Here is a 21,569-nt window from a genome sequence, read left to right as displayed (position 1 = left end):
AAGACTATAGGGCTCTCTTGCCCTTTAACCTAAACCCTCTAAATTAATTTTCTCTTTCAATGCAACCCGTATTTGCCCGAACGAATACGACTAATAAGCGCTAACTCCGTTTTTACCAAATGCTCCTTAAGGTCAATACCATCTCCCGAAAAAGCCTGCTCCTGACTAACCATTTCAAGCAGGCTCTCGCGTTCATTGCCACTTACTGCGGTATTCGTTATAGGAAAATTATTATCCGTCTTAAATCGCCTTGGTAAATCATCAATATCAACGATCCCGTTTGGGAATAAAATAGACAGCCGCTCCACAAGATTAGCGAGCTCACGCACATTACCAGGCCACTGATAACGGCTTAAAGCCTCCAAAGCCCCAGGCATAATACGTACACTTGGCCTATTTTCACCTTCAATCCTTGCAATTAACTCATTCACTAACAGCGGTAAATCTTCACGCCTGGCTCGCAACGGAGGCATATCAATGGGAAATACATTTAAACGATAAAAAAGATCTTCGCGAAATTTACCTTCCTCAATAGCCTGCTCAAGATTTCTGTGCGTTGCAGCAATAATTCTGACATTGACCTCGACACTTCTATTAGAGCCTACGCGCTCAAAGCATCTCTCTTGCAAGACCCTTAACAGCTTAACCTGCATGGCCAAAGGCATATCCCCAATTTCATCAAGGAATAATGTGCCACCATTTGCCAATTCGAAACGCCCTTGTCTCGAGGTAATTGCCCCTGTAAAAGCACCTTTTTCATGGCCAAACAATTCACTTTCCAACAATTCAGCAGGAATAGCACCACAATTAATAGGAATAAAAGGTTTGCTGTGGCGTGACGATAGGGCATGTATATTTCGTGCTACAACTTCTTTACCTGTACCAGACTCCCCCAGTAGTAATACACTTGCCTCAGTATTGGCAACCTGCTCAATCAGCCGGCGTACTTGCCTAATTGAATCACTATTACCTACGAGACTACGAAACAAAGACGTTCGCTTTTCATGACTGGCTTGAGCGGAAGCAATTTCCTGAGCAATTTGACATTTATGCAAAGCCTCCAGCATCTGTGCATAACTAAATGGGAAACAAAGGTTAGCCAAGACGTTTTTAGTATAGTAACGACTCTCGGGTATAGGGGAATCAACCAATATAACGGGTAATTTGGGTGCATTAGTACCAAGTTCATCCAAAAATTCAATGGTGTCGTTATAAGAGGAACGGACGCCGGCTACAATGGCCTGAGCATTCTCGTAAGATTGGGATTGCCAATTACTATAATTTGCATGAAAACAGGTTTCACCCACAAAACTCAAGATAGTACTGAGCTTGTGACAACGTTCTTCGTTGTCATCAATGATATAAATTGCTTCATTGTTGCTCATAACCGCATCCCTATATCCTGGTTATCTAATGTTGAGTATTGGTTAACAACCAACAGACTGTCAAATAAATGACTATATTTTTTATTAGTGTCATAAATAGTTAACACGGTGTCTTTCCTTGTTTTTTCTATCGATAGCAATTGATGTAAGCAAATCCATTACATGCATTACCAAAACATAGTTTTTGATTACCAATAGCCTTAGTGGCAGCCACTTTATCTTGCTTGGCATATCGACGCGCGGACAAATAACCTAAGCGGCGACAAAATGAATAAGCCGCTCGCTCTCCGCACCCTTTTTGTCCGTCATAACACCAATCAACACGGTAATTATTATAACGGGGGTACACAAAGCGTCTTAAACGATAGTGGTAGGATTTTGGTGGTTTGTGGCTCATATTGGCAACGCAGCGAATAGTTTTAAAACCATTGCAACGCCAACCCTTGCACTGTGCCCTACATGCTGGAGAAGTAGACATGTAATTGGTTAAACCTACGTTATAATCAATAATTTGTTGATTAGCATAGGCATAACCCATTATCCGGCAATAACGAGTGGCTACTTGCATACCACAAATCTTGCCACCGAGCATACAATAATTCAAACGCTCCCCATGATAAGTAGGAAGCCAAAAACTGCGATAAAAATTATCTTTACTCATCCCTGCATAGGTATTAGGCAACATCACTATCGCCAATACACAAATTATGAGATATCGGTAAAAAACAATCATTATAACAATCCTTTAGTAACTTATCTCCCATGTTAGCCTATGCCCGTCAGCAAAAAAAGAGGGGATAAAACTAATCCATTAATACTGTGTTTTAATGAATCGATCTTGCTATAAAAAATGCGATGCGTATTATTTGTAATAACCTCATCACCCTACCATCTCTCTACAAATGAAAATTATATTCATAAATAGAATTTCTTTAAGAAATTAGTTTGCTCACCTCAAAAGAAACGAGTAATGTATAGATAAAAATCATTTATAAATGAAGACGTTTTAATATTGTCTGTAATCAAACCGTGCTGGATTCTTAATCCAGTATCAAAGTAAAAGGATAATTGCTTTGAATTGGAAATTACTTGTCTCCAAACGCTTTTTTTTGGTCATGACAGGTTTAACTATTATGATACTTATTCCCTGGCTGATTGTGAGTTGTGCAAAACACTTCTCCAAGCCGCCTGAGGTCGTTATTCCTTTACTGCACCAGGGACGCCGCCTGATTATTCCTGAAAAATCACCGCTACGAAAATTAATTACTATTCAAACTACTACCAAACAAACTATAGAAGATCCTTTTACTATTCCTGCGATGGTTGAGGCCGATCCAGCAACATTGATTAAGGTGCTACCACCACTTTTAGGGCGAATCAGTACGCTTAATAAACGCCTTGGTGATTCAGTCAAAACAGGTGAAATCCTGTTTACCATTGATTCTGCTGAGCTGGCTCAAGCATTGAGTGATGTAGATAAAGCAAAGGCTGCATTAGTATTTGCAACCCAGAATCTCAAACGCCAGCAAAAACTTACTGTCTCCAATATCGCCGCTCGCCATGATACAGAAGAAGCGCAGAATAATTATGAGCAAGCAGTCAGTGAGCTTGCACGAGCTAAAGCTCGATTAATTGAATTACGTGTAGAAGATACCGGCAATGACGACAAGCATGTCCTGGTAGTTCGCTCCCCTCTTTCGGGGCATGTTATCGAATTAAATGCTGCGATAGGTGGCTACTGGAATGATACAACGCAGCCAATCATGACCGTGGCTGATTTATCAAAGGTATATATTACCGCGAATGCTCAGGAAAAAGATATCGGCAACATTTACCCTGGTCAAAAAGTCAAAATAGTATTGGATGCTTATCGACAGCCTATACAGTGCGTCGTTCATCACATTGGCGCCGTCGTGAACCCCAATACTCGTACTGTCAATATTCAAATGATTCACGACAATAAAGATGGACGACTAAAACCAAATATGTTTGCCAAAGCAATCTTCTACGGTAATCCCCATGAAAGTATCGTCTTACCATTGACGGCAGTCATTCAACGAGGATTTGACAGTATTGTTTTTATTGAAACCGCACCCTGGCAATTTGAGACAAGAATCGTCAAAACCGGTGCGCAGCTTGACGAACACATCGAGATTGTTTCGGGTTTGCACGTCAATGAGCGAGTGGTGGTAACTGGGGGAATCATATTGAATGATTGAAAATTTAGTCACTCAGTGCTTTAAACGCCGCGGAATTGTTGTTCTTGTTTTTATCTTTGTCGCTTTCTATGGTTTTTATTGCTGGAAGCAAATCCCTTTGGAGGCATACCCTGATATAGCCCCCACCACCTCTCAGGTTATTACTCAGGTGAATGGACTTGCTGCCGAAGAAGTTGAGCAACAAATAACTATTCCACTGGAGCGCGAAATTATCGGCACACCCGGTATGAGTGTGATGCGCTCGCGCAGTACCTTCGGTTTATCGTTGATTACAGTCATCTTTCGTGATGGTGCACCAAATTATTGGTCCCGGCAGCGCCTGCTCGAACGAATTAACGATGTCGCCTTGCCTTATGGTGCCCAACCAGGTTTAGATGCCTTAACCTCCCCTATTGGTGAAATCTATCGCTACACCCTGCAATCACAGACACATACCCTGGCTGAATTATCCGAACTACAGTTCTGGAAAGTCATTCCCAAGCTTAAACAAGTTCCGGGTGTTGTTGAGGTGGCTAATTTTGGTGGCCTGACCACTCAATTTTTACTGGAATTTGATCCGATAAAATTGGCCAAATATAAACTTTCACTAGGACAAATTACACAGGCGATTAATGCAAACAATGCCAGCGCTGGCGGCAGTATTATGAAACGCGGGGAGCAAGGTATTGTTGTCCGTGGTGTGGGTTTAATTCACAACCTTAACGATTTTGCGAATATTCAAATAACTCAATACAACAATGTTCCAGTGTTTATTAAAGATATTGGCGAAATCAAGCTTGGTAGTAAGGAGCGCCACGGCATTGTTGGCAAGGATGAGCAAGGTGATGTTATCGAAGGGATAACACAAATGCTTAAAAAAGAGAACCCCTCACAAGTTATGGACGGTGTACATAAGACCGTCGATGCTCTCAATAAACACATCTTACCCAAGGGAGTGAAAATTGTTCCCTATATCGATCGCAGCGATTTGGTCCATGCTACTGTTCATACTGTTGGTAAAACCTTATTTGACGGCATGGCAATGGTTGCCCTTGTTCTACTGTTTTTTCTGGGAAGCGTGCGAGCAGCTGCGATTGTAGCTTTAACCATCCCACTCTCATTATTAATCGCTTTTATCTGTATGTATAATTTCGATATTCCTGCCAATTTATTATCACTGGGGGCAATCGACTTCGGGATCATTGTGGATGGCGGGATCGTAGTAATGGAAAATATTTTGCGCCGCCGTGAAGAAGATGAAAAAGCAATATTAACCGAAGACGATATTCTGCAATCAACCTTGCAAGTCACCCAACCAATTTTCTTTGGTATTCTCGTTATCATCACTGCGTATTCCGTTCTCTTTGCCTTCCAGCAAATTGAATATAAATTATTTTCACCGATGGCCTTTGCAGTAGGCTTTGCCTTGATTGGCGCGTTATTAGTAGCCTTAACACTAATCCCCGGTCTTGCTTATTGGTCCTATCACAATCCTATTCGCATCTATAAAAATCGCTTTCTTTTATGGATCATGCCGCGCTATGAATCGTTATTAGCGCGTTTGATTGGCAAGAATAAACTAGTTATGGGGTTATTTCTCTCTACTTTCCTGGTGGTTACCCTTCTAGGAATGTCTATTGGAAGAGATTTTCTGCCTTATCTTGATGAGGGTTCTATCTGGTTACAAGTCACTCTTCCTCCCGGTATTTCGCTGGATAAAGCAGCACAGATGGCAGCCGAATTACGGGCGGCTACTATGGAATTCAAAGAAGTGGATCATATTGTTACTCAAGTCGGACGTAACGATGAAGGTACCGATCCGTTTACACCTTCGCATATAGAATGCGCAATTACCCTGCATCCTTACAATACCTGGAAATCAGGATGGAGCAAACAAGAGTTGATTAAACATCTCCAAAACAGGTATGCACAACTAGCCGGAATTCAGGTTGCCTTTTCACAACCAATGATTGACGGCGTATTAGATAAGGTAGCAGGTGCTCATAGTGACTTGGTTGTCAAAGTATATGGTAATAATTTTCGTGGCGTCCGACATCTTGCTACATCAATTGTACAGCTTTTAAAAACGGTTCCTGGCGCCCAAGATGTCATTATTGATCAAGAACCGCCGATGACAGAGCTTCGCATTGATGTTGACAGAGCTGCGATTGCCCGTTTAGGGATCGACATCGCTGATATCATGGCACTTATTCAAACCGGTATTGGCGGGAGTCCAGTTACTCGAGTTTACATTGAAGATCGCAGTTATGATGTCGCAGTAAGATTCAATGAAACCGCCCGCAATAATCCGCAAGCGATTGGCAATATGTTGCTGACGACGGCCAATGGGGCACAAGTTGCATTAGGACAGCTCGCTAAAATTAGATTTGTAGAAGGTCAAACCACTATTACGCGCGAAATGGGTCGACGCCAACTAACCGTACGTTTAAACCTGCGGGGTCGTGACTTGGTATCCTTTACCAATGAAGCAAAAAAGCTGCTTGCTCATAATATTCACTATGATCATACTGACTATGAAATTACCTGGGGTGGGCAATTAGAAAACCAACAGCGAGCGCAAGCAAGGCTTGCTGTCATTATTCCTATGCTGATGGGGTTAATGTTGGTTTTATTATTTTCTCAATTTGGTAATTTACGCCAACCAGGTCTAATCCTTCTCGCAGTTCCTCTGGCAATGTTTGGTGGTTTAGTTGCCCTCATTCTACGCGGCATGACTTTGAACGTATCCAGTGCTGTGGGCTTCATAGCCCTGTTTGGAGTAGCCGTACTCAATGCCATCATTATGATTTCCAATCTCAATCGCTGGCAAAAAGAACATAAGGGCAGCTTGAAAGAAGCAGTTATCCACGGTGCCAAGGAGCGATTACGACCTGTTTTAATGACCGCTACCGTTGCGGCAATTGGAATGATCCCCGCCGCTACGACACATGGCTTAGGCTCTGATGTACAACGTCCTTTAGCAACAGTCATTGTTGGTGGGTTGGTATCCGCAACAGCACTCACACTCCTTCTTTTACCCGCACTGTATTATTTTATTGAAGAACGCATGATAGCAGGCAAAATTAAAAAAGAAATTCGTACAAACAGGAAAGAACCATGAGAAATGCATGGGGAATAAACTATCGCCACGCAGGCTGTCACCTCCTCTCGACAGTTATAGCAGCTATTATGTTAAACAGTTGTGTTATGGGCCCTGACTTTCATCGCCCCCTCCCGCCAAAAATAAAACAGTACACTGCTCAACCATTACCCGCTTCCACCATTTCTGCAAAAACTACAGGAGGCAATAAGCAATACCTGGTCAATAACCTGGACATACCAGCACAATGGTGGAAACTATTTCACTCCAAGCCGCTCAACGACTTGATAGCATCCGCCTTGCAGACTAACCCCGATCTAAAAGCAGCAGCAGCTGCCTTGCGTGTAGCACAAGAAAATGCAATGGCTCAACGTGCTACTTTATTGCCCTACGTTTCTGCCAATTTAAATCCGACTCGTCATCTAACTGCACATACCCTCTCCAGTATCGTTGCATCAAATGCCTATGTTTACAGTTTAACAACCCCTCAACTTACAGTGTCTTATGTTCCTGACGTCTTTGGTGGCAATATGCGGCAAGTTGAATCCTTGCAGGCGCAGGCCGAGACGGCACTTTTTCAGCAGGAAGCTATCTATCTGACCCTGACTTCCAATGTGGTTATGGCAGTTATCCAGGAAGCGTCTATCAGGGAACAAATCAAAGCAACCCAACGAAGTATAGCTATCGCACAAAAACAACTGGACATGATGCTGAAGCAACAAAGCGTTGGCCAAATTGGTGCCGTTGCAGTTGCTGCACAACAAGCAGCACTTGCCCAGGCACAAACCGTTTTACCCCCATTGCAAAAACAACTTGCCCAGCAACGTCATTTACTTTCTGTTCTTTGTGGTCATTTTCCCAGTGAAGAATTTGCGCAGAAATTTGAGCTAAGCTCACTGACTCTCCCAGAAAAACTTCCCCTTGGAATACCGGCACGTCTGATTGAACAACGCCCTGATATCCGCGCCGCAGAAGCGCAAATACACGCCGCAAGTGCACAAATTGGTGTTGCCATTGCCAATCAGCTGCCTAATATTGTAATAACTGCTGATGCTGGTAGCTCTGCGATTGAATTGGGAACCTTATTTAGCTCATTAACCAAATTTTGGGACATCGGCCTCAATTTGACCCAGCCGGTCTTTGATGCGGGCGCTTTGTTACATAAAAAACGCGCAGCGATTGCCGCTTATCAACAAGCTGTCGAGCAATACCGCAGTGTCGTACTTGCCTCTTTTCAAGACGTTGCCGATACCCTCAAGGCGATTCAATTTGATGCAATCAGTCTAAAAACAGCAGCCAATGCAACCCAGGCAGCTCGGAGGAGTCTTGCCATCGCCCAGCAACAATGGGAAGCTGGAGCAGTTGATCATCTGTTTGTACTAAATGCCCAACAGAATTATCAACAAGCTCTGATTACTCTTGCACAAAATCAGGCAAATCGTTTTATAGATACTGCGGCTTTATTTCAGGCACTAGGTGGCGGTTGGTGGAATCGTGACGTATGCTCTCCAATAAAGGCCTAAACTATTTGCCTACCCTATCGGTTCCTGGAGGATCTTATCTTGACCACTCGTAAACGGATTTGGTATCAAAGCTTTGTTGCTCCCACTGAGCAAGCCAATTATTTAAAGCATCTACAAGATCAATTGAATCAGTATGCGGACAAAGAATTTCAGTTTGAAGTGCATGGATTAACCCCGGCAGATAAAAACCTGCATCCACTTACCGAGTTTCGCTGTGCCATGCAAATTATTCGTAATGCCCTGCAAGCTGAAAAACAAGGTTACGATGCTTTTGTTATTGGTCATTTTCAAGAACCAGGCATTAACGAGATAAAAGCCTGTATAGATATTCCCGTGATTGGCCTAGGTGAATCCAATATGCTTCATGCCTGCAGCTTGGGACATAAAATAGGCCTTGTCACCATCAATCCTGTTTTCATTCCCTGGCATGAAAACCAAATTAACTATTATGGATTGCAACAACGAATTACTGCTGTTAGCGCTGTCGAGGCACAAGTTCAAGATTTTGAACACGCCTTTACCAATTCGTCTGCTTATCAAAAACTGCTTCATTCGTTTACCGAACAAATTAGACCGATGATTGCAAAAGGGGTAGAAGTAGTTCTCTTGGCAGGCGGCTTACCGATGTTGTTACTCGCTCGGCAAAAAAACTTAACTATTGATGGTGCAATTGTAATCAATGGCATAGCTGTTTGTGTCAAAGCGACGGAGATGACCCTCAAACTCAAAGAATTAACCGGAGGATTTATCAGCCGGCGCGGCATCTACCAAAAAGCCAACCAGGAAACAGTTACCGAATTTCTTCATTTACTCAAAGAAGAAAAATTTGATTAGGCGCCCCCTATGACCCCACTATTGGGCGAAGGGTTCAACCTATGCTTCCCTAGTAAGTTACTTGTACTTTATCTTGCCCCAATAAATCAGCGAGTTGAAGTACCAGTTCATCACTTGGTTTAACGCACCATTTCGTACCCATAGTCAAGGTAGCGCTGGCATTGGTGTTAGAATAACGGATTTGTACCACACAATTTCCCTGGTTAGCTTTTAAAATGGATTGCAAGGCTGGAAGTACATCTCCGTCGGCAGCTGTCATGGATAATAGGAGGCATTTTGCAAAACGCGTCCGGGCTTCTTCTATCGTATATAGTTGATTCGCTGTCATTTTGACCCCACCACTATAGTCATCAGTAGCGATTTCACCCTCAACAACGATCATCTGTCCAGTTTGGACATCCGTTTGTAATGCTTCATACACTTCGGAAAAAACAACAACGTCCAATTTGGCAGTAGAATCCTCCAAACCAATAATCGTTAGCTTTTTTCCGCGCTTGGTCATCACTCGTCTGATTCCAGTGACCAATCCACATAGCATTGCTTTTTTGCTTGCTGCCGGATTAAGTCGTGCGATCAAGCTGATAAACCCTTTAAATTCCTGGCAATATTGCTGTGCTGGATGCCCCGATAAATAAAGCCCCAGTGTTTCTTTTTCGCCATTTAAGCGCTGCATCTCAGGCCAGGGTTTACAGGCAACATAATCTTCTTGATTGCTTACATCTTCTAATAAAGAGAATAAATCAGTCTGACCACTGCTTTGGTTTTGATGTGTCTTATCCGCTACCTTTAACGCTTTTTCAAGGGACGCAAAGAGAACTGCACGATCAACATTCCACTCATCCATGGCCCCGCCTTTAATCAGGGCTTCCAGAACACGGCGGTTGACTTTGCGTAAATCCAACCGTTGGCAAAAACTAAATAATCCAGGATAACGGCCAGCCGCTTTTCGTTCGTCAACAATACAATTAATTGCCGCTTCCCCAACGCCTTTGATAGCACCGAGTCCATACAGAATTGTCTGATTATCAGCGACAGTAAATTGATAGCTTGATGTATTAACAGCAGGAGGCAAAACCTTCAGCTTCATTTGTCCACATTCATCAATAAAGGTCACTACCTTGTCGGTATTATCCATGTCAGATGACATAACCGCAGCCATAAAGGCAGCGGGATAATGTGCTTTCAGCCAGGCAGTTTGGTAAGCAACCAATGCATAGGCGGCTGAATGTGATTTGTTAAAACCATAACCGGCAAATTTTTCCATTAAGTCAAAAATATAGGTAGCGGTTTGCTCGCTAACACCACGGGCTGTAGCTCCTTCAGTAAAAATGGTTCGTTGTTGTGCCATTTCCTCTGGTTTTTTCTTGCCCATCGCGCGACGGAGTAAATCTGCAGCACCCAGGGTATAATTGGCTAATACCTGGGCAATTTGCATAACCTGTTCCTGATAAAGAATGACACCATAAGTGGGCTTTAAAATAGGTTCCAGATCAGGATGTGGGTACTCGACTTTTGCCCTGCCATGTTTTCGATCAATAAAATCATCCACCATCCCTGACTGTAAGGGCCCAGGGCGAAAAAGTGCGACCAACGCAATAATATCTTCAAAACAGTCTGGCTGCAGGCGATGGATCAATTCTTTCATACCGCGGGATTCCAGCTGGAATACGGCTGTGGTTTGACAGGCTTTCAAAAGCTCAAAGGTCTTCTGATCATCGGTTGGAATCATACTGATATCGACAGGTGATTCTCCTTGCTCGCGCTTCTGCTTATTAACGATGGCAAGGGCCCAATCAATGATGGTCAGGGTTCGTAAACCCAAAAAGTCGAATTTTACCAGCCCGGCTGCTTCTACGTCATCTTTGTCAAATTGACTGACTATCTGGGTGGAATTTTGTTCACAATAGATAGCGGTAAAGTCGGTTAGCTTCGACGGCGCGATTACCACGCCTCCAGCATGTTTACCGGCGTTACGAGTAATACCCTCCAGTTTTAGGGCCAAGTCAAACAACTCTTTGACCTCTTCCTCATCCTGATAACGGCGCCGTAACTCCTCTTCATCCTCGAGAGCCTTACTTAAAGTCATACCAATTTCAAAGGGAATTAATTTGGCGAGTTTATCGACAAAGCCGTAGGGATGACCCAGTACACGCCCCACATCACGCACAACTGCCTTGGCGGCCATTGTGCCGAAGGTAATGATTTGTGACACACTTTGCCGACCATATTTCTCAGCAACATAATCAATAACCCTATCGCGCCCTTCCATGCAAAAATCAATATCGAAATCTGGCATCGATACCCGCTCTGGATTAAGAAAACGCTCAAAGAGTAGTTCATACTGCAAGGGATCGAGATCGGTAATTTTTAGCGCATAAGCCACTAAGGAACCAGCGCCCGAGCCCCTGCCTGGCCCGACAGGCACGCCATTTTGTTTTGCCCACTGGATAAAGTCAGCCACAATCAAGAAATATCCGGGGAAACCCATCGCATTGATTACATCAAGCTCGATTTGCAAACGTCTGTCATAGGGCAACCGTGCGCTTTGAATGAACTCCGGTGGTTGATTACGAAAAATCAGGGCAAACCGTTCTTCCAAACCTTGTTTTGATAATTGGGATAAATACGCTTCAACCGTTGAGCCGTCAGGAATGGGGAAATTAGGTAAATAATTGTTACCTAAATCAAGTTTTAAGGTACAACGTTTACTGATTTCGACAGTATTTTCTATAGCTTGCGGTAAATCTTTAAACAACTCAACCATTTCGTCTGCTGAGCGTAAATATTGTGCTGCACTATATTGATGATTACGCCTGGGATCAGCGAGACTCAATCCATCGTGGATACAAACACGAGCCTCATGCGCTTCAAAATCATCTTTTGCGATAAAACACACATCATTTGTAGCAACCAGGGGTAAATGCAGCTCCTCGGCCAAAGCAACAATACGTTCATTATACTCTGACTCATCAGGGCGATCTGTCCGCTGTATTTCTAAATAAAAACGATTGGGAAAGATAGCTGCAAACGATTTGGCTAGATCATAAGCACCTGGCTCATCACCTGCCAACAAAGCTTTACCGATCGAGCCCTTACGGCCACCTGAGAGTGCAATCAACCCGTCGGAATGGGTTGCTATCCAATCGTGGTGAACGCGTGGTTGTCCCTGGTATTGCCCTTCCTGATAGGCTTTCGACACCAAACGCGTTAGATTGCGGTAACCCGTTTCATTTTGGCACAAGAGAACGAGAGACGACAGTTGCTCAGGGTTTTCCGGATCATGACAAGGCAAATCGCCACCAATGATAGGCTTTACTCCCCGATCAATCGCTGCTTTAAATACTTTAACGGCAGCAAAGAGATTACAAAAATCGGTAACAGCAACTGCATTCATCCCCTTTTCAACAAGCGTTTTCATTAATGGCTTAATGCGGACTAAACCATCAACCATCGAAAACTCTGTATGGACGCGTAAATGAACGAATCGCGGTTGCATAAAAAAGACCTATCCCCAAAATTATGACTGCACTCTACCGAAGACAACCAGGTAGAGCAAGCATGAAAACACCAAAAAATGGTAGCTCACCTTCTCATAGGCTTGCCCATCTTTGGAACAAAAAGAGATTATGCTGTAATAAAAAACATTTTGCTCAACTATAGTTGGTTATCACTTACCAGGGTCTGTTGCCATTTCGCTAGCTTGAATCGAAAAGCGTTGATTAACGAGCATCGCATCACAACCTACAGGAGAGTAAATGAGCAGCGACGCGCAGTAAATCAGCGCTTTTCGACCAAGATAGCAGAAAGTCCAACAGACTCTAGTTCCCCATATGAAAATAGGTGTTATACAAATTAATGTAAGCACTTCCACTTTCTATGCTGATTAATTGTTGGTTAATACTGTTTATTAAAGCCTGGTTGTGAGGTAAAGCAACGATGCCAATTCCATCAGCAACTTTCATAGGGGTTTCAAGGGCATCAAACTGATCCCCGCCATTAAGTTCCCAATAATTCGCTTCATTATTATCCAAAAATACAGCAGTAATATTTCCGCTAGACAAATCACTGATGAGTGATTCTATATCGTCAAAAAGTTTAACTTGAAATGTATTGCCGTATTTTGCAACGAAAAAGCGATAAAATAATCCGCGACCAGGTTCCCCACTCTCTTTAACTAATCCAACTGTGGATCCCTGCGGTATATCCTTGATAGCGTTAATTTTGCTACTTCTTAAAACGACAAATTGCCCCTTACTAAGTAAATAAGGATAAGAGTAAATGTATGGATCACCGTCTGGGGAGGAGAGGTAAAAAGGGATACTGTCAATACCTATGTCTATGGATCCCTTCAGTAACTCCTCGAACAGTTGGTAATAAGGCATTTGTATCAAAGTGCATTGCTGATTCATTCGTTGACAAATGAGTTTTATTAATTGAATTTCAAAACCCTGATCAAGGGAAAGAACATAGGGCGGATCAAATTTAACAGTTCCCACACGAATATCTGCATAAGCAAAACTGGATAACCAAGTAAAAAACAATACGCTAATAAAAATATTAGTCCATCTCAGGTAGCCAACTTTTATTTTTGGGGAAACTCCATTATCCATTCTTAACTCTCATCTCAATGAGCTTATAAAAACATACATCCCTTATAAGCTAATAATAGCTGACTCCCCCAAATTTTAACTTAATTAATTCTTAAGCTTAAGTGTTTTACACTAAAAGCAAATCAAGAGGAGACTATCATGTCTAACAAACTGTTATCTGAGCGTTTGATGGGTGAATTAGATGCAATTGGCGTTCCCAGTTTAATGACTGAGCGAGTTCAAGCATGCTCCAAACTATTTAAATTACCCAAATTTAAAATTGAAGCACTCTTGCATGGCGTCATTTTTGAATCCAAATCTATTCAAACCATTGCTGATGAACTGGCAGTCAGTGTGGAGTGGCTATTGGGTGACAATGATGCCAAGAAGAAAAAACATTAATTTTTGTGATTGGAAGAAAGGCCCTGCCGAGTTTAAAAAGCAATATAACAACTTGCCGATAAACTCGGTATAGCTTGCGGGAGTTTCCGGTTTTGATGCAAGTACGAACTTTAAACAAAACCGGAAAGGCATTTCTAAAAACCGGCCACTGTCCGATCAAATTAAAGTAGTACTCCAAAATTCACCCTGTTGTATAACTACGAATAAAACGATTTTGATAGGTCAATATGGAAACTCTAAGTTCTTGCTTGATGCGGATCAAAGGCATCTCGTAGCGCATCAGCAAAAAGATTAGAGGCTAAAACGAGGGTAAACATAAAAGCGAAAGCTGAGATCATTGGCCACCAGACAATTGGTTCTCTTGCCAGTTCTAACCGGGCGCCGTTGATCATGTTTCCCCAGCTGATAGTCATTGGTGAAACCCCGACACCGACATAAGAAAGTACCGCTTCAGCAAGCACCAAAAAACTAAAATCCAACACCAAGGTAATTAATACAATGTGCATAACGTTGGGCAGTAAATGTTTACGAAGTATAGTCAAAGAACTACTTCCCAAAGCACGGGCAGCCATCACGTAATCCACTTCTCTAAGCTTTAAGGCTTCAGCACGAAGCAAGCGGCATAAACTAGTCCAACTGGTTACTCCCAAAATCAGGCACAACGCAAATAAACGCGCATCGGCATTTTTACTCAGGGTGGAAAATTGTTGCGGGTGGTTGGCAATGTAGGTCTGCATCGATAATACCGACGCTGTAATCAGCAATACCCCAGGAATTGAGCTAAGCGTGGTATAGAGATATTGAATTAGATCGTCAATGATGCCACCAAAGTAACCTGCTGCTATGCCGAGTATTAAAGCCAAAGGCAACATGAACAAGGTTGTCAGAATACCTATAATAAGACCGGTACGAATACTTTTTACCGTGTAATAAAAAATATCCTGCCCGATTTTTCCCGTACCTAAAAGATGCAATTCCCGCGACAGCCAATAACTGAAGAGTAAAAACATAACACATAAAAAAAAGGTCACCAGAGCAGCCACGCCCGCTTTTTCAGGGCTAATGTGCCAGCGCTTTTTGGTAAACCTCTTACCTGCAATCATAAGCAACCAGAGCACTAGAGTGAGACTAACACTCCATGCCAATGCCTTCCCGAATAGTTGTTTAATTCGCCAGAATTTATCGGTCTCATTCTTTATCTGGGCAGGTGGGTATTTTAAACGAGGGTAGACCTGCTCTACTTTATCACCAACCCAGACTGTTTCTACACTGTATAAATTTAATGCCAAGGGGGCTGAATAGGTTTTTTCAAAACTGGCTCCTAACGGTGCCATTACTCGATCCAGCAACGAGTCGTTTTGGTGCAAATGAATGGAGTCGATAACACCAATAGCGAGAAAAAAACACAGGACAATACCGGCACTTACAGCCAGAGGCCTCCTAAAAATGCGCTTAAAAGCCTGTCTGGTATGCACTTTACGCAAACTGACAAGCGTGACTATTAAACTAATTATTAACACGCCAAGAAAACATTGATCGGTCCATAACAGTTCCATCTCAGTTCAACCTCACGCGTGGATCAACTAGCGTGTAAGAAATATCAGTCAAGATTAAGCCGACAATGTAGAGAATCGATCCTAAAAACACCATGGCCCTGACAATAGCAAAGTCCTGTTGCTGAATCGCATCAATAATATAGCTGCCTAACCCTGGTACGCCAAAAAATGATTCCAGCACTAAACTTCCCATAAATAAGGACGGAATAATCACAACAACACCGGTTAGAATAGGTAAAAGTGCATTCTTTAACACATGACGAAACAAGACGATTGATTCTGATAATCCTTTGGCACGTGCTGTTTTCACATAATCCTTATTCATTTCTTCCAAAAATAAAGTGCGGTACCATCGCGAGCCGGCGCCTACCCCCGCCAAGACTGCAACGAGTACTGGCAAAACAATAAATTTAATACTGTCTAAACCATCATCATAACCAGAGATAGGAACTAACCGCAGTACCTTACCGAAAATATATTGGCCGCCGATAATATAAAAAAGACTGGAAATGGACATGAGGATAATACAAATAACAACGCCACTTAAATCCAGGTAGGTGGTGCGAAAAAAGGCCATCAACATCGCAAAAATAATATCAGCCAGCATCCCAAACAGTAAGATGGGAATCGCAATCGCCAAACTAGGCCACATGCGATGGGAAATATCATAGCTGATGTCTCTGCCGCCATCAGAAATGCCAAAATCAAAGGCAAACAAGCGCAGTGATTTTTGGAAGAAAAGCGTCTCGGTAAATTGTTTGATTCCTGGTTTTTCAGCATTATAAAAAAGAGGCAAATCATAACCTCGCTGCACTTTCCACTGCATAATCGCTGCTGGCTTCACATATTTTTGCCCTAACTGCATGCGCGCCATGTCATCCGGTGAGTTCACCATAAAGAATAAGGCGAAAGTGATCACGTTAATACCCAGCAAAATAGGAATGGCATAAACAATACGGCGCAATAAATAATAGGTCATCATTTGATTCTCACAGCGCTCTGCTTCTCTTTGCGGCGATAAGCAATCAACAAGGGCAGTAAAGTTAAAACAAATAATATCAATAACAACGCCAAGGGCCAAAACACCGGCTTATTCCAACGTTCCCGTAATTCATTACGCAAATCCACATCAACAGCAAGGTACTTCAGGGTATTACGACTAAAGGTGCTTGGCTTAGTGGCTGACACCCATTGTTGACTTAAAATTAACGTTTCCGAATTGATTCCCCACACCCAGGGTGCGTCATGCCTGACAATCTCAACCATCTTATCAATGAGTAATTGCCGCTGCCGATCATTCGGATGATTTTTCATTAATTCAAATAAACGATCATAACGACGATTGGAGTAATTAGCAGCGTTTTCACCGCCATGTTTCACCTTACCATTTGCCGTATAAAGCATGAATAGAAAATTTTCCGGATCAGGATAATCCGCGTTCCAACCCCAACTAAAAATTTGCGCGTTTCCACTCCGCATCTTGTCCTGAAAACGATTATACTGCGTCGCCCGCACATTCAGATCAATGCCAATTTTAGCCAATTGCTTGCGCATCCAATCGAGTTGCGCTTTATCATCCGGCCCGCCAGTGATGGGTACATCATAATGCAAAATTAACGCTCCACCGGTCTTGGGATTGCGTCCACCTGGATACCCTGCTTCACGCATTAAAGCCTTGGCATCAGCAATATTACGCCGTTTGGCTCTGCCTGCCTCCCAACGATACACATAAGGATTAATGCCTTCTTTCCCTTCTTTATAACCAAAAATACCCGGTGGGATTGGACCTTGTGCAGGATTACCACGACCGTTATAAAAAATGGCAATATTCTCATCAAAATTGACGGCAATCGAAATCGCTAACCGTAATTTGCGCGCTCGCTCGCTAGTGCCCCCGACCACACTATCCAGCATGTTAAAGCCCAAATAATAAAGCGCTGGATCAGTGGTTTGGGTCAAACTCATTTTCTTTTCGACCATAGAGGGTGTTAGCCTCGGTTCGCCCGTCGCACTGATCTGAATCGCCTGATCAAAACTATCCTCACTCACTCCCGACGTATCATAATAACCTTGCATGAACTTATTCCATCTCGGTATCGATTCCTTTTCCAAGGTAAAAACAGCTTGCTCAATTAAAGGCAGGCGCTCACCGGCATGCGATAAATAACCCGCATCAATATCTTCTTGTCCACCATGAGAAGGAAAATAGTCCTCACGAAAATTAGGATTTTTACTGAGCACCATCTGCTTGTTCGGATTATTTTCACTCAGCATGAAGGGACCTGTTCCAACGGGATACCAATCAAACCCTAAATTATTATCATCCATTCCAGGTTGTGAATAGAAACGATCCGCTTCCCAAGGAACTGGAGCAAAAAAAGGCATAGCCAGCCAAAACAAAAATTGCGGATACTGCCCCTTAAGGGTAATCTCAAACGTGTAATCATCAATTTTGCGCAAACCAGCCATGCCATATTTTCTTAAATCGACAAAATCGTTCGGATTAATCACCATTGGCAAGACACTGGCAAACTCCCTAAAACCAATGATGTGTTCACTCATTAAGCCATAGATCGGTGAGTTAACCGATGGATTGGCCAAACGTTTGATCTCATAAATATAATCATCGGCAAGAAGCTCTCGCGTTCCCGTATATTCGAAATCAGATAAACTGCTGATATCGTTCTCATCAAGATAATCAGCCGGTAATTGAAGATAGCGGTAATTACCCTTTTCATCCTTCGCGAAAGCCGGATGCGGTTGGAAGAAAATACCTGGCTTGATATGAATGGTGTAGGTTGAATAAGCGACCTCGCCTTCATCGGGATTGGAAAGTTCTTGATTTGAACGATCGAAATACCGGACTTTTGGCATGCTGGTGGCATTCAGGGGCACCAGTTGGTAAGGGCGCAGCAAATAATCGTATTCCACTACCGGCTCATAAATTTGCGATGTGAACTGGTATTCGTTGCTGGAATAAGATTTTGCTGGATCGAGTGTTTTGGGTTGCTCGTTGAAAGACGAATAAAAAATTTTCTGCAACCGCTCGTTTTCTGGATAAGGATTGTTTAATACCCACCCGGCATAGGAGGGAAGTAACGTACTAAACAGTATTAAGAATACGATCCCTTGTCTGGAGAATACTGTCAAAGTACAAATCCTGATATACGATAATACAAAGGTCTTATGATGTGAGTCACCAAGGTTTTAGTCAAGTAGGGTGTGATTAAAGCTGGCGAAGAAATTCATCCTCATCAAGCACCTTAACACCAAGTGCCTGGGCTTTATCAAGTTTCGAACCCGCTTCACTCCCTGCAACGACAAAATCGGTCTTGGCCGATACACTGCCAGCAACCTTGGCACCAACCGCTAATAGACGCGCTTTTGCATCTTCGCGCCCCATACTAGTCAACGTTCCCGTGAGTACCATGGTCTTACCATGGAAAGGATGATTAACATCCAATTGCTTACGCTCTTCTTTTGGCCAATGGACACCTAAAGCCAATAGCTTATCAATCACCTCGCAATTATGTGACTGGGCAAAGAAATGCACCACGTGATAGGCACCAATAGGCCCAATGTCCCGCAATGCCATGAGCTGCTCTGCCGTGGCACTTTTTAACGCGTCAATGTCAGAAAATTCAGTCGCCAATACGCGGGCACTGACTTCTCCCACTTCCCGGATACCTAACGCATAGAGAAAACGGGCAAAGGTTGTTTGTTTACTTTTCTCAATGGCAGCCAATAAATTCTCCGCCGATTTTTTCCCCATCCGCTCGAGGTTAGCTAACGTATCCAGATCCAGGGTGTATAAATCAGCGACATCACGGACAATCTCCTGGTCGATCAATTGCTCAATAAGAACTTCACCCAAGCCATCGATCGCCATTGCTCGTCTCGAAGCAAAATGCCATAACATTTGTTGGAGTTGCGCCTTACAGAATAATCCGCCAGTGCAACGGGCGACTGCCTCCCCTTCTTCTCTGAAAACGCCTGCACCACAAACCGGGCAATGAGCCGGCATCTGGATCAATTGGGTATGATCTGGCCGTTTTTCCAATACAACGGAAACAACTTCCGGAATCACATCACCCGCACGGCGGACAACCACCGTATCGCCAATACGAATATCTTTGCGTTTGATTTCATCCATGTTGTGTAAGGTCGCGTTACTTACAGTAACTCCGGCTACACTCACAGGATTCAATCGTGCAACGGGCGTTAATGCCCCAGTCCGTCCGACCTGGAAATCAACAGCATGAATCTGAGTCATTTCCTCACTGGCAGGAAACTTGTGTGCGCAGGCAAAACGCGGTGCACGAGCCACATAGCCTAACTCCTCCTGCAACTCGATATCGTCGACCTTGTAAACCACGCCATCGATTTCATAGGGTAACGACTCTCGTCTCTCTAACATCGATTCATAGAATGCAAGACAACCTGCAAAACCGTGCACCGTTCTAGTTTCACCAGAAACCCGAAAACCCAAGCTCTGCAACCATTGCAAGCGCTCAAAATGGCTATTTGGCAATGACCTATTTTTGGGCTCATAACCACCAATACCATAACAGTAAATCGCCAAAGGCCTACTTGCGGTAATTGCAGGATTTAATTGGCGTAAACTGCCTGCTGCCGCATTTCTTGGATTAGCAAAAGTTTTCTCACCATGAGCACGTGCTTTTTTGTTATAAGCTTCAAAACCGGCCTTCGGCATATACACTTCGCCACGAATCTCAATCAACTCAGGGGGATCATCGGTCAATAATTTTAACGGAACAGCTGCAATCGTTCGAATATTATTGGTGATGTTTTCACCGACAGCCCCATCACCCCGTGTAGCCGCACAATCTAATACCCCATTTTTATAGGTGAGACTGACAGCCAAGCCATCCAATTTAGGCTCACAAGTAAAGAGCAACGCTTTCTCATCCATCTCCAGACGATCACTCACCCGTTTCATAAAGGCTTGCAACTCGTCTGTAGAAAAAACATTTCCCAACGAACGCATCGGTTGCAGGTGCAAAACCGGCTCAAAAGCACCGGCAGGTTTACCACCGATCCGTTGTGTTGGTGAATCCGCACTGACATATTGCGGATATTCTGCTTCCAGTTTCTGTAATTCCTTAAAACAGCGGTCGTATTCAATGTCAGGAACCAAGGGGTCGTCGAGTACGTAATAGTGATAATCATAATCTCTGATACGAGTTCTTAACGTTTTGATTTGATTGAGAATATCCTCATTCATTCATGAACTATCCTTTTAAGATTAACTAGCGGCGGTTTTCCACAGGGAGTGCTATGAAAACAAAGGGATGGTAGTCCCAACTACCAGCTAACCACAATCATCTTCGAAGGAGACAATGATGGCTGACCTCATGGTATTTCATTTGTATTCCTTTTTTCAACGTTTCCCTCGTATGAAACGGCATATTTTCCCTATGCTGACTACGTGACCATTCGGTTTTGTTAGCTTTTTACGCAAATAAATCGCTTAAAGACCACTGGCGTTTCCAATACTCACTGCACCAGTAACAAAAGTTATGTCTTGCTCGTGTTCTGCTAAAAAGCACTGAAATCAAAAATTTTCTGAGCGCAATACCCTGTTGGGCAAGGCATTCAACCTGCAGTTGCTATAATAGAAATACCTACTTTTCAGGAGATTCTGATGTCCAAGATAACCAAAAAGCAGATTGAAGAGTCAAAAAAACCCAGCAAAATTAAACCCGATGATTTAAAAAATGTTTCTGGAGGCGTTAAAGATCGCCCTCTCATCCCTAAAAGAAAACCATATAGGCGCCCCCCGGGATAGAAACTTATTTTGCAGTGAATCGGGGTTAAATGCCAACCTGTCCTGCTTGCAACCAATCTCAAACCCTGCTTGCAACCAATCTCAAACCCTGGTTGTAAGCATCGCAGGCACTTTGCTTTTGCGGTAACCATTACATCTGCAGGGGTACTGCCCTATGTTAGGTAACATTTGAA

The 21,569-nt window shown here is 43.2% G+C and carries 14 protein-coding genes; 6 read left to right on the top strand and 8 right to left on the bottom strand.

The window, feature by feature from the left end:
- Positions 1-56: 56 nt before the first annotated feature.
- A complete protein-coding gene (locus tag Lfee_RS02560) occupies positions 57-1,385 on the bottom strand; it encodes a sigma-54 dependent transcriptional regulator (protein WP_238584851.1) in 1,329 nt (442 codons plus the stop codon).
- A gap of 127 nt (positions 1,386-1,512) precedes the next feature.
- Entirely contained in the window at positions 1,513-2,118 is a 606-nt protein-coding gene (locus Lfee_RS02555) for a hypothetical protein (protein ID WP_058443720.1), read from the bottom strand.
- 340 nt (positions 2,119-2,458) lie between these two features.
- Between Lfee_RS02555 and Lfee_RS02550 the strand changes: the two genes are divergently transcribed.
- Genes Lfee_RS02550 through Lfee_RS02535 form a run of 4 tightly spaced genes read left to right on the top strand, consistent with a single transcriptional unit; the run spans position 2,459 to position 9,040 of the window.
- Positions 2,459-3,604, top strand: coding sequence for an efflux RND transporter periplasmic adaptor subunit (locus Lfee_RS02550; RefSeq protein WP_058443719.1), 1,146 nt, complete (start codon positions 2,459-2,461; stop codon positions 3,602-3,604).
- The gene (locus Lfee_RS02545) at positions 3,597-6,704 is read left to right on the top strand and encodes an efflux RND transporter permease subunit (RefSeq protein ID WP_058443718.1); all 3,108 of its coding nucleotides are present in this window, start codon (positions 3,597-3,599) and stop codon (positions 6,702-6,704) included. Before Lfee_RS02550 ends, Lfee_RS02545 begins: the two co-directional genes overlap by 8 nt.
- Complete coding sequence (locus Lfee_RS02540) at positions 6,701-8,206, top strand: efflux transporter outer membrane subunit (RefSeq protein ID WP_058443717.1); 1,506 nt, start codon at positions 6,701-6,703, stop codon at positions 8,204-8,206. Before Lfee_RS02545 ends, Lfee_RS02540 begins: the two co-directional genes overlap by 4 nt.
- A gap of 39 nt (positions 8,207-8,245) precedes the next feature.
- Positions 8,246-9,040: an aspartate/glutamate racemase family protein gene (locus tag Lfee_RS02535; protein WP_058443716.1), complete on the top strand. Its 795-nt coding sequence runs from the start codon at positions 8,246-8,248 to the stop codon at positions 9,038-9,040.
- A gap of 49 nt (positions 9,041-9,089) precedes the next feature.
- Here the strand turns inward: Lfee_RS02535 and dnaE are convergent, their stop codons facing one another.
- On the bottom strand, positions 9,090-12,536 hold the full coding sequence (gene dnaE / locus Lfee_RS02530; protein ID WP_058443715.1) for a DNA polymerase III subunit alpha: 3,447 nt from the start codon (positions 12,534-12,536) through the stop codon (positions 9,090-9,092).
- Positions 12,537-12,858: 322 nt separating this feature from the next.
- Entirely contained in the window at positions 12,859-13,650 is a 792-nt protein-coding gene (locus Lfee_RS02525) for a transporter substrate-binding domain-containing protein (protein WP_058443714.1), read from the bottom strand.
- A gap of 138 nt (positions 13,651-13,788) precedes the next feature.
- Here Lfee_RS02525 and Lfee_RS02520 point away from each other — a divergent pair, with 138 nt between their 5' ends.
- A complete protein-coding gene (locus Lfee_RS02520) occupies positions 13,789-14,031 on the top strand; it encodes a hypothetical protein (RefSeq protein WP_058443713.1) in 243 nt (80 codons plus the stop codon).
- A gap of 236 nt (positions 14,032-14,267) precedes the next feature.
- On the opposite strand, the gene Lfee_RS02515 is transcribed toward Lfee_RS02520, so the two are convergent.
- The 4 genes from Lfee_RS02515 to ligA all read right to left on the bottom strand — a co-directional run bounded on the left by Lfee_RS02515 (position 14,268) and on the right by ligA (position 20,832).
- On the bottom strand, positions 14,268-15,587 hold the full coding sequence (locus Lfee_RS02515; protein ID WP_058443712.1) for an ABC transporter permease: 1,320 nt from the start codon (positions 15,585-15,587) through the stop codon (positions 14,268-14,270).
- Position 15,588: 1 nt separating this feature from the next.
- Entirely contained in the window at positions 15,589-16,566 is a 978-nt protein-coding gene (locus Lfee_RS02510) for an ABC transporter permease (RefSeq protein WP_058443757.1), read from the bottom strand.
- Positions 16,566-18,737 (bottom strand): ABC transporter substrate-binding protein, encoded by a 2,172-nt coding sequence (locus Lfee_RS02505; protein WP_058443711.1) that lies wholly within the window; start codon positions 18,735-18,737, stop codon positions 16,566-16,568. Before Lfee_RS02505 ends, Lfee_RS02510 begins: the two co-directional genes overlap by 1 nt.
- A gap of 76 nt (positions 18,738-18,813) precedes the next feature.
- Positions 18,814-20,832, bottom strand: a complete 2,019-nt coding sequence (gene ligA, locus Lfee_RS02500) for an NAD-dependent DNA ligase LigA (protein WP_058443710.1) — start codon at positions 20,830-20,832, stop codon at positions 18,814-18,816.
- Between the two features lie 420 nt (positions 20,833-21,252).
- Between ligA and Lfee_RS16875 the strand changes: the two genes are divergently transcribed.
- Entirely contained in the window at positions 21,253-21,396 is a 144-nt protein-coding gene (locus Lfee_RS16875; protein ID WP_156413351.1) for a hypothetical protein, read from the top strand.
- Positions 21,397-21,569: the final 173 nt, after the last annotated feature.

It is taken from the genome of Legionella feeleii (assembly GCF_001467625.1).
Classification (GTDB): domain Bacteria; phylum Pseudomonadota; class Gammaproteobacteria; order Legionellales; family Legionellaceae; genus Tatlockia; species Tatlockia feeleii.
This window is presented reverse-complemented; position numbering and strand designations above follow the sequence as displayed.

What these genes read in the sequence shown, in the direction of transcription:
- Lfee_RS02560 (WP_238584851.1), bottom strand. Translation starts at nt 1,385, where the DNA reads ATGAGCAACAATGAAGCAATTTATATCATTGATGACAACGAAGAACGT.
- Lfee_RS02520 (WP_058443713.1), top strand. Translation starts at nt 13,789, where the DNA reads ATGTCTAACAAACTGTTATCTGAGCGTTTGATGGGTGAATTAGATGCA.
- Lfee_RS02525 (WP_058443714.1), bottom strand. Translation starts at nt 13,650, where the DNA reads ATGGATAATGGAGTTTCCCCAAAAATAAAAGTTGGCTACCTGAGATGG.
- Lfee_RS02545 (WP_058443718.1), top strand. Translation starts at nt 3,597, where the DNA reads ATGATTGAAAATTTAGTCACTCAGTGCTTTAAACGCCGCGGAATTGTT.
- Lfee_RS02540 (WP_058443717.1), top strand. Translation starts at nt 6,701, where the DNA reads ATGAGAAATGCATGGGGAATAAACTATCGCCACGCAGGCTGTCACCTC.
- Lfee_RS02515 (WP_058443712.1), bottom strand. Translation starts at nt 15,587, where the DNA reads ATGGAACTGTTATGGACCGATCAATGTTTTCTTGGCGTGTTAATAATT.
- ligA (WP_058443710.1), bottom strand. Translation starts at nt 20,832, where the DNA reads ATGAATGAGGATATTCTCAATCAAATCAAAACGTTAAGAACTCGTATC.
- Lfee_RS02510 (WP_058443757.1), bottom strand. Translation starts at nt 16,566, where the DNA reads ATGACCTATTATTTATTGCGCCGTATTGTTTATGCCATTCCTATTTTG.
- dnaE (WP_058443715.1), bottom strand. Translation starts at nt 12,536, where the DNA reads ATGCAACCGCGATTCGTTCATTTACGCGTCCATACAGAGTTTTCGATG.
- Lfee_RS16875 (WP_156413351.1), top strand. Translation starts at nt 21,253, where the DNA reads ATGTCCAAGATAACCAAAAAGCAGATTGAAGAGTCAAAAAAACCCAGC.
- Lfee_RS02555 (WP_058443720.1), bottom strand. Translation starts at nt 2,118, where the DNA reads ATGATTGTTTTTTACCGATATCTCATAATTTGTGTATTGGCGATAGTG.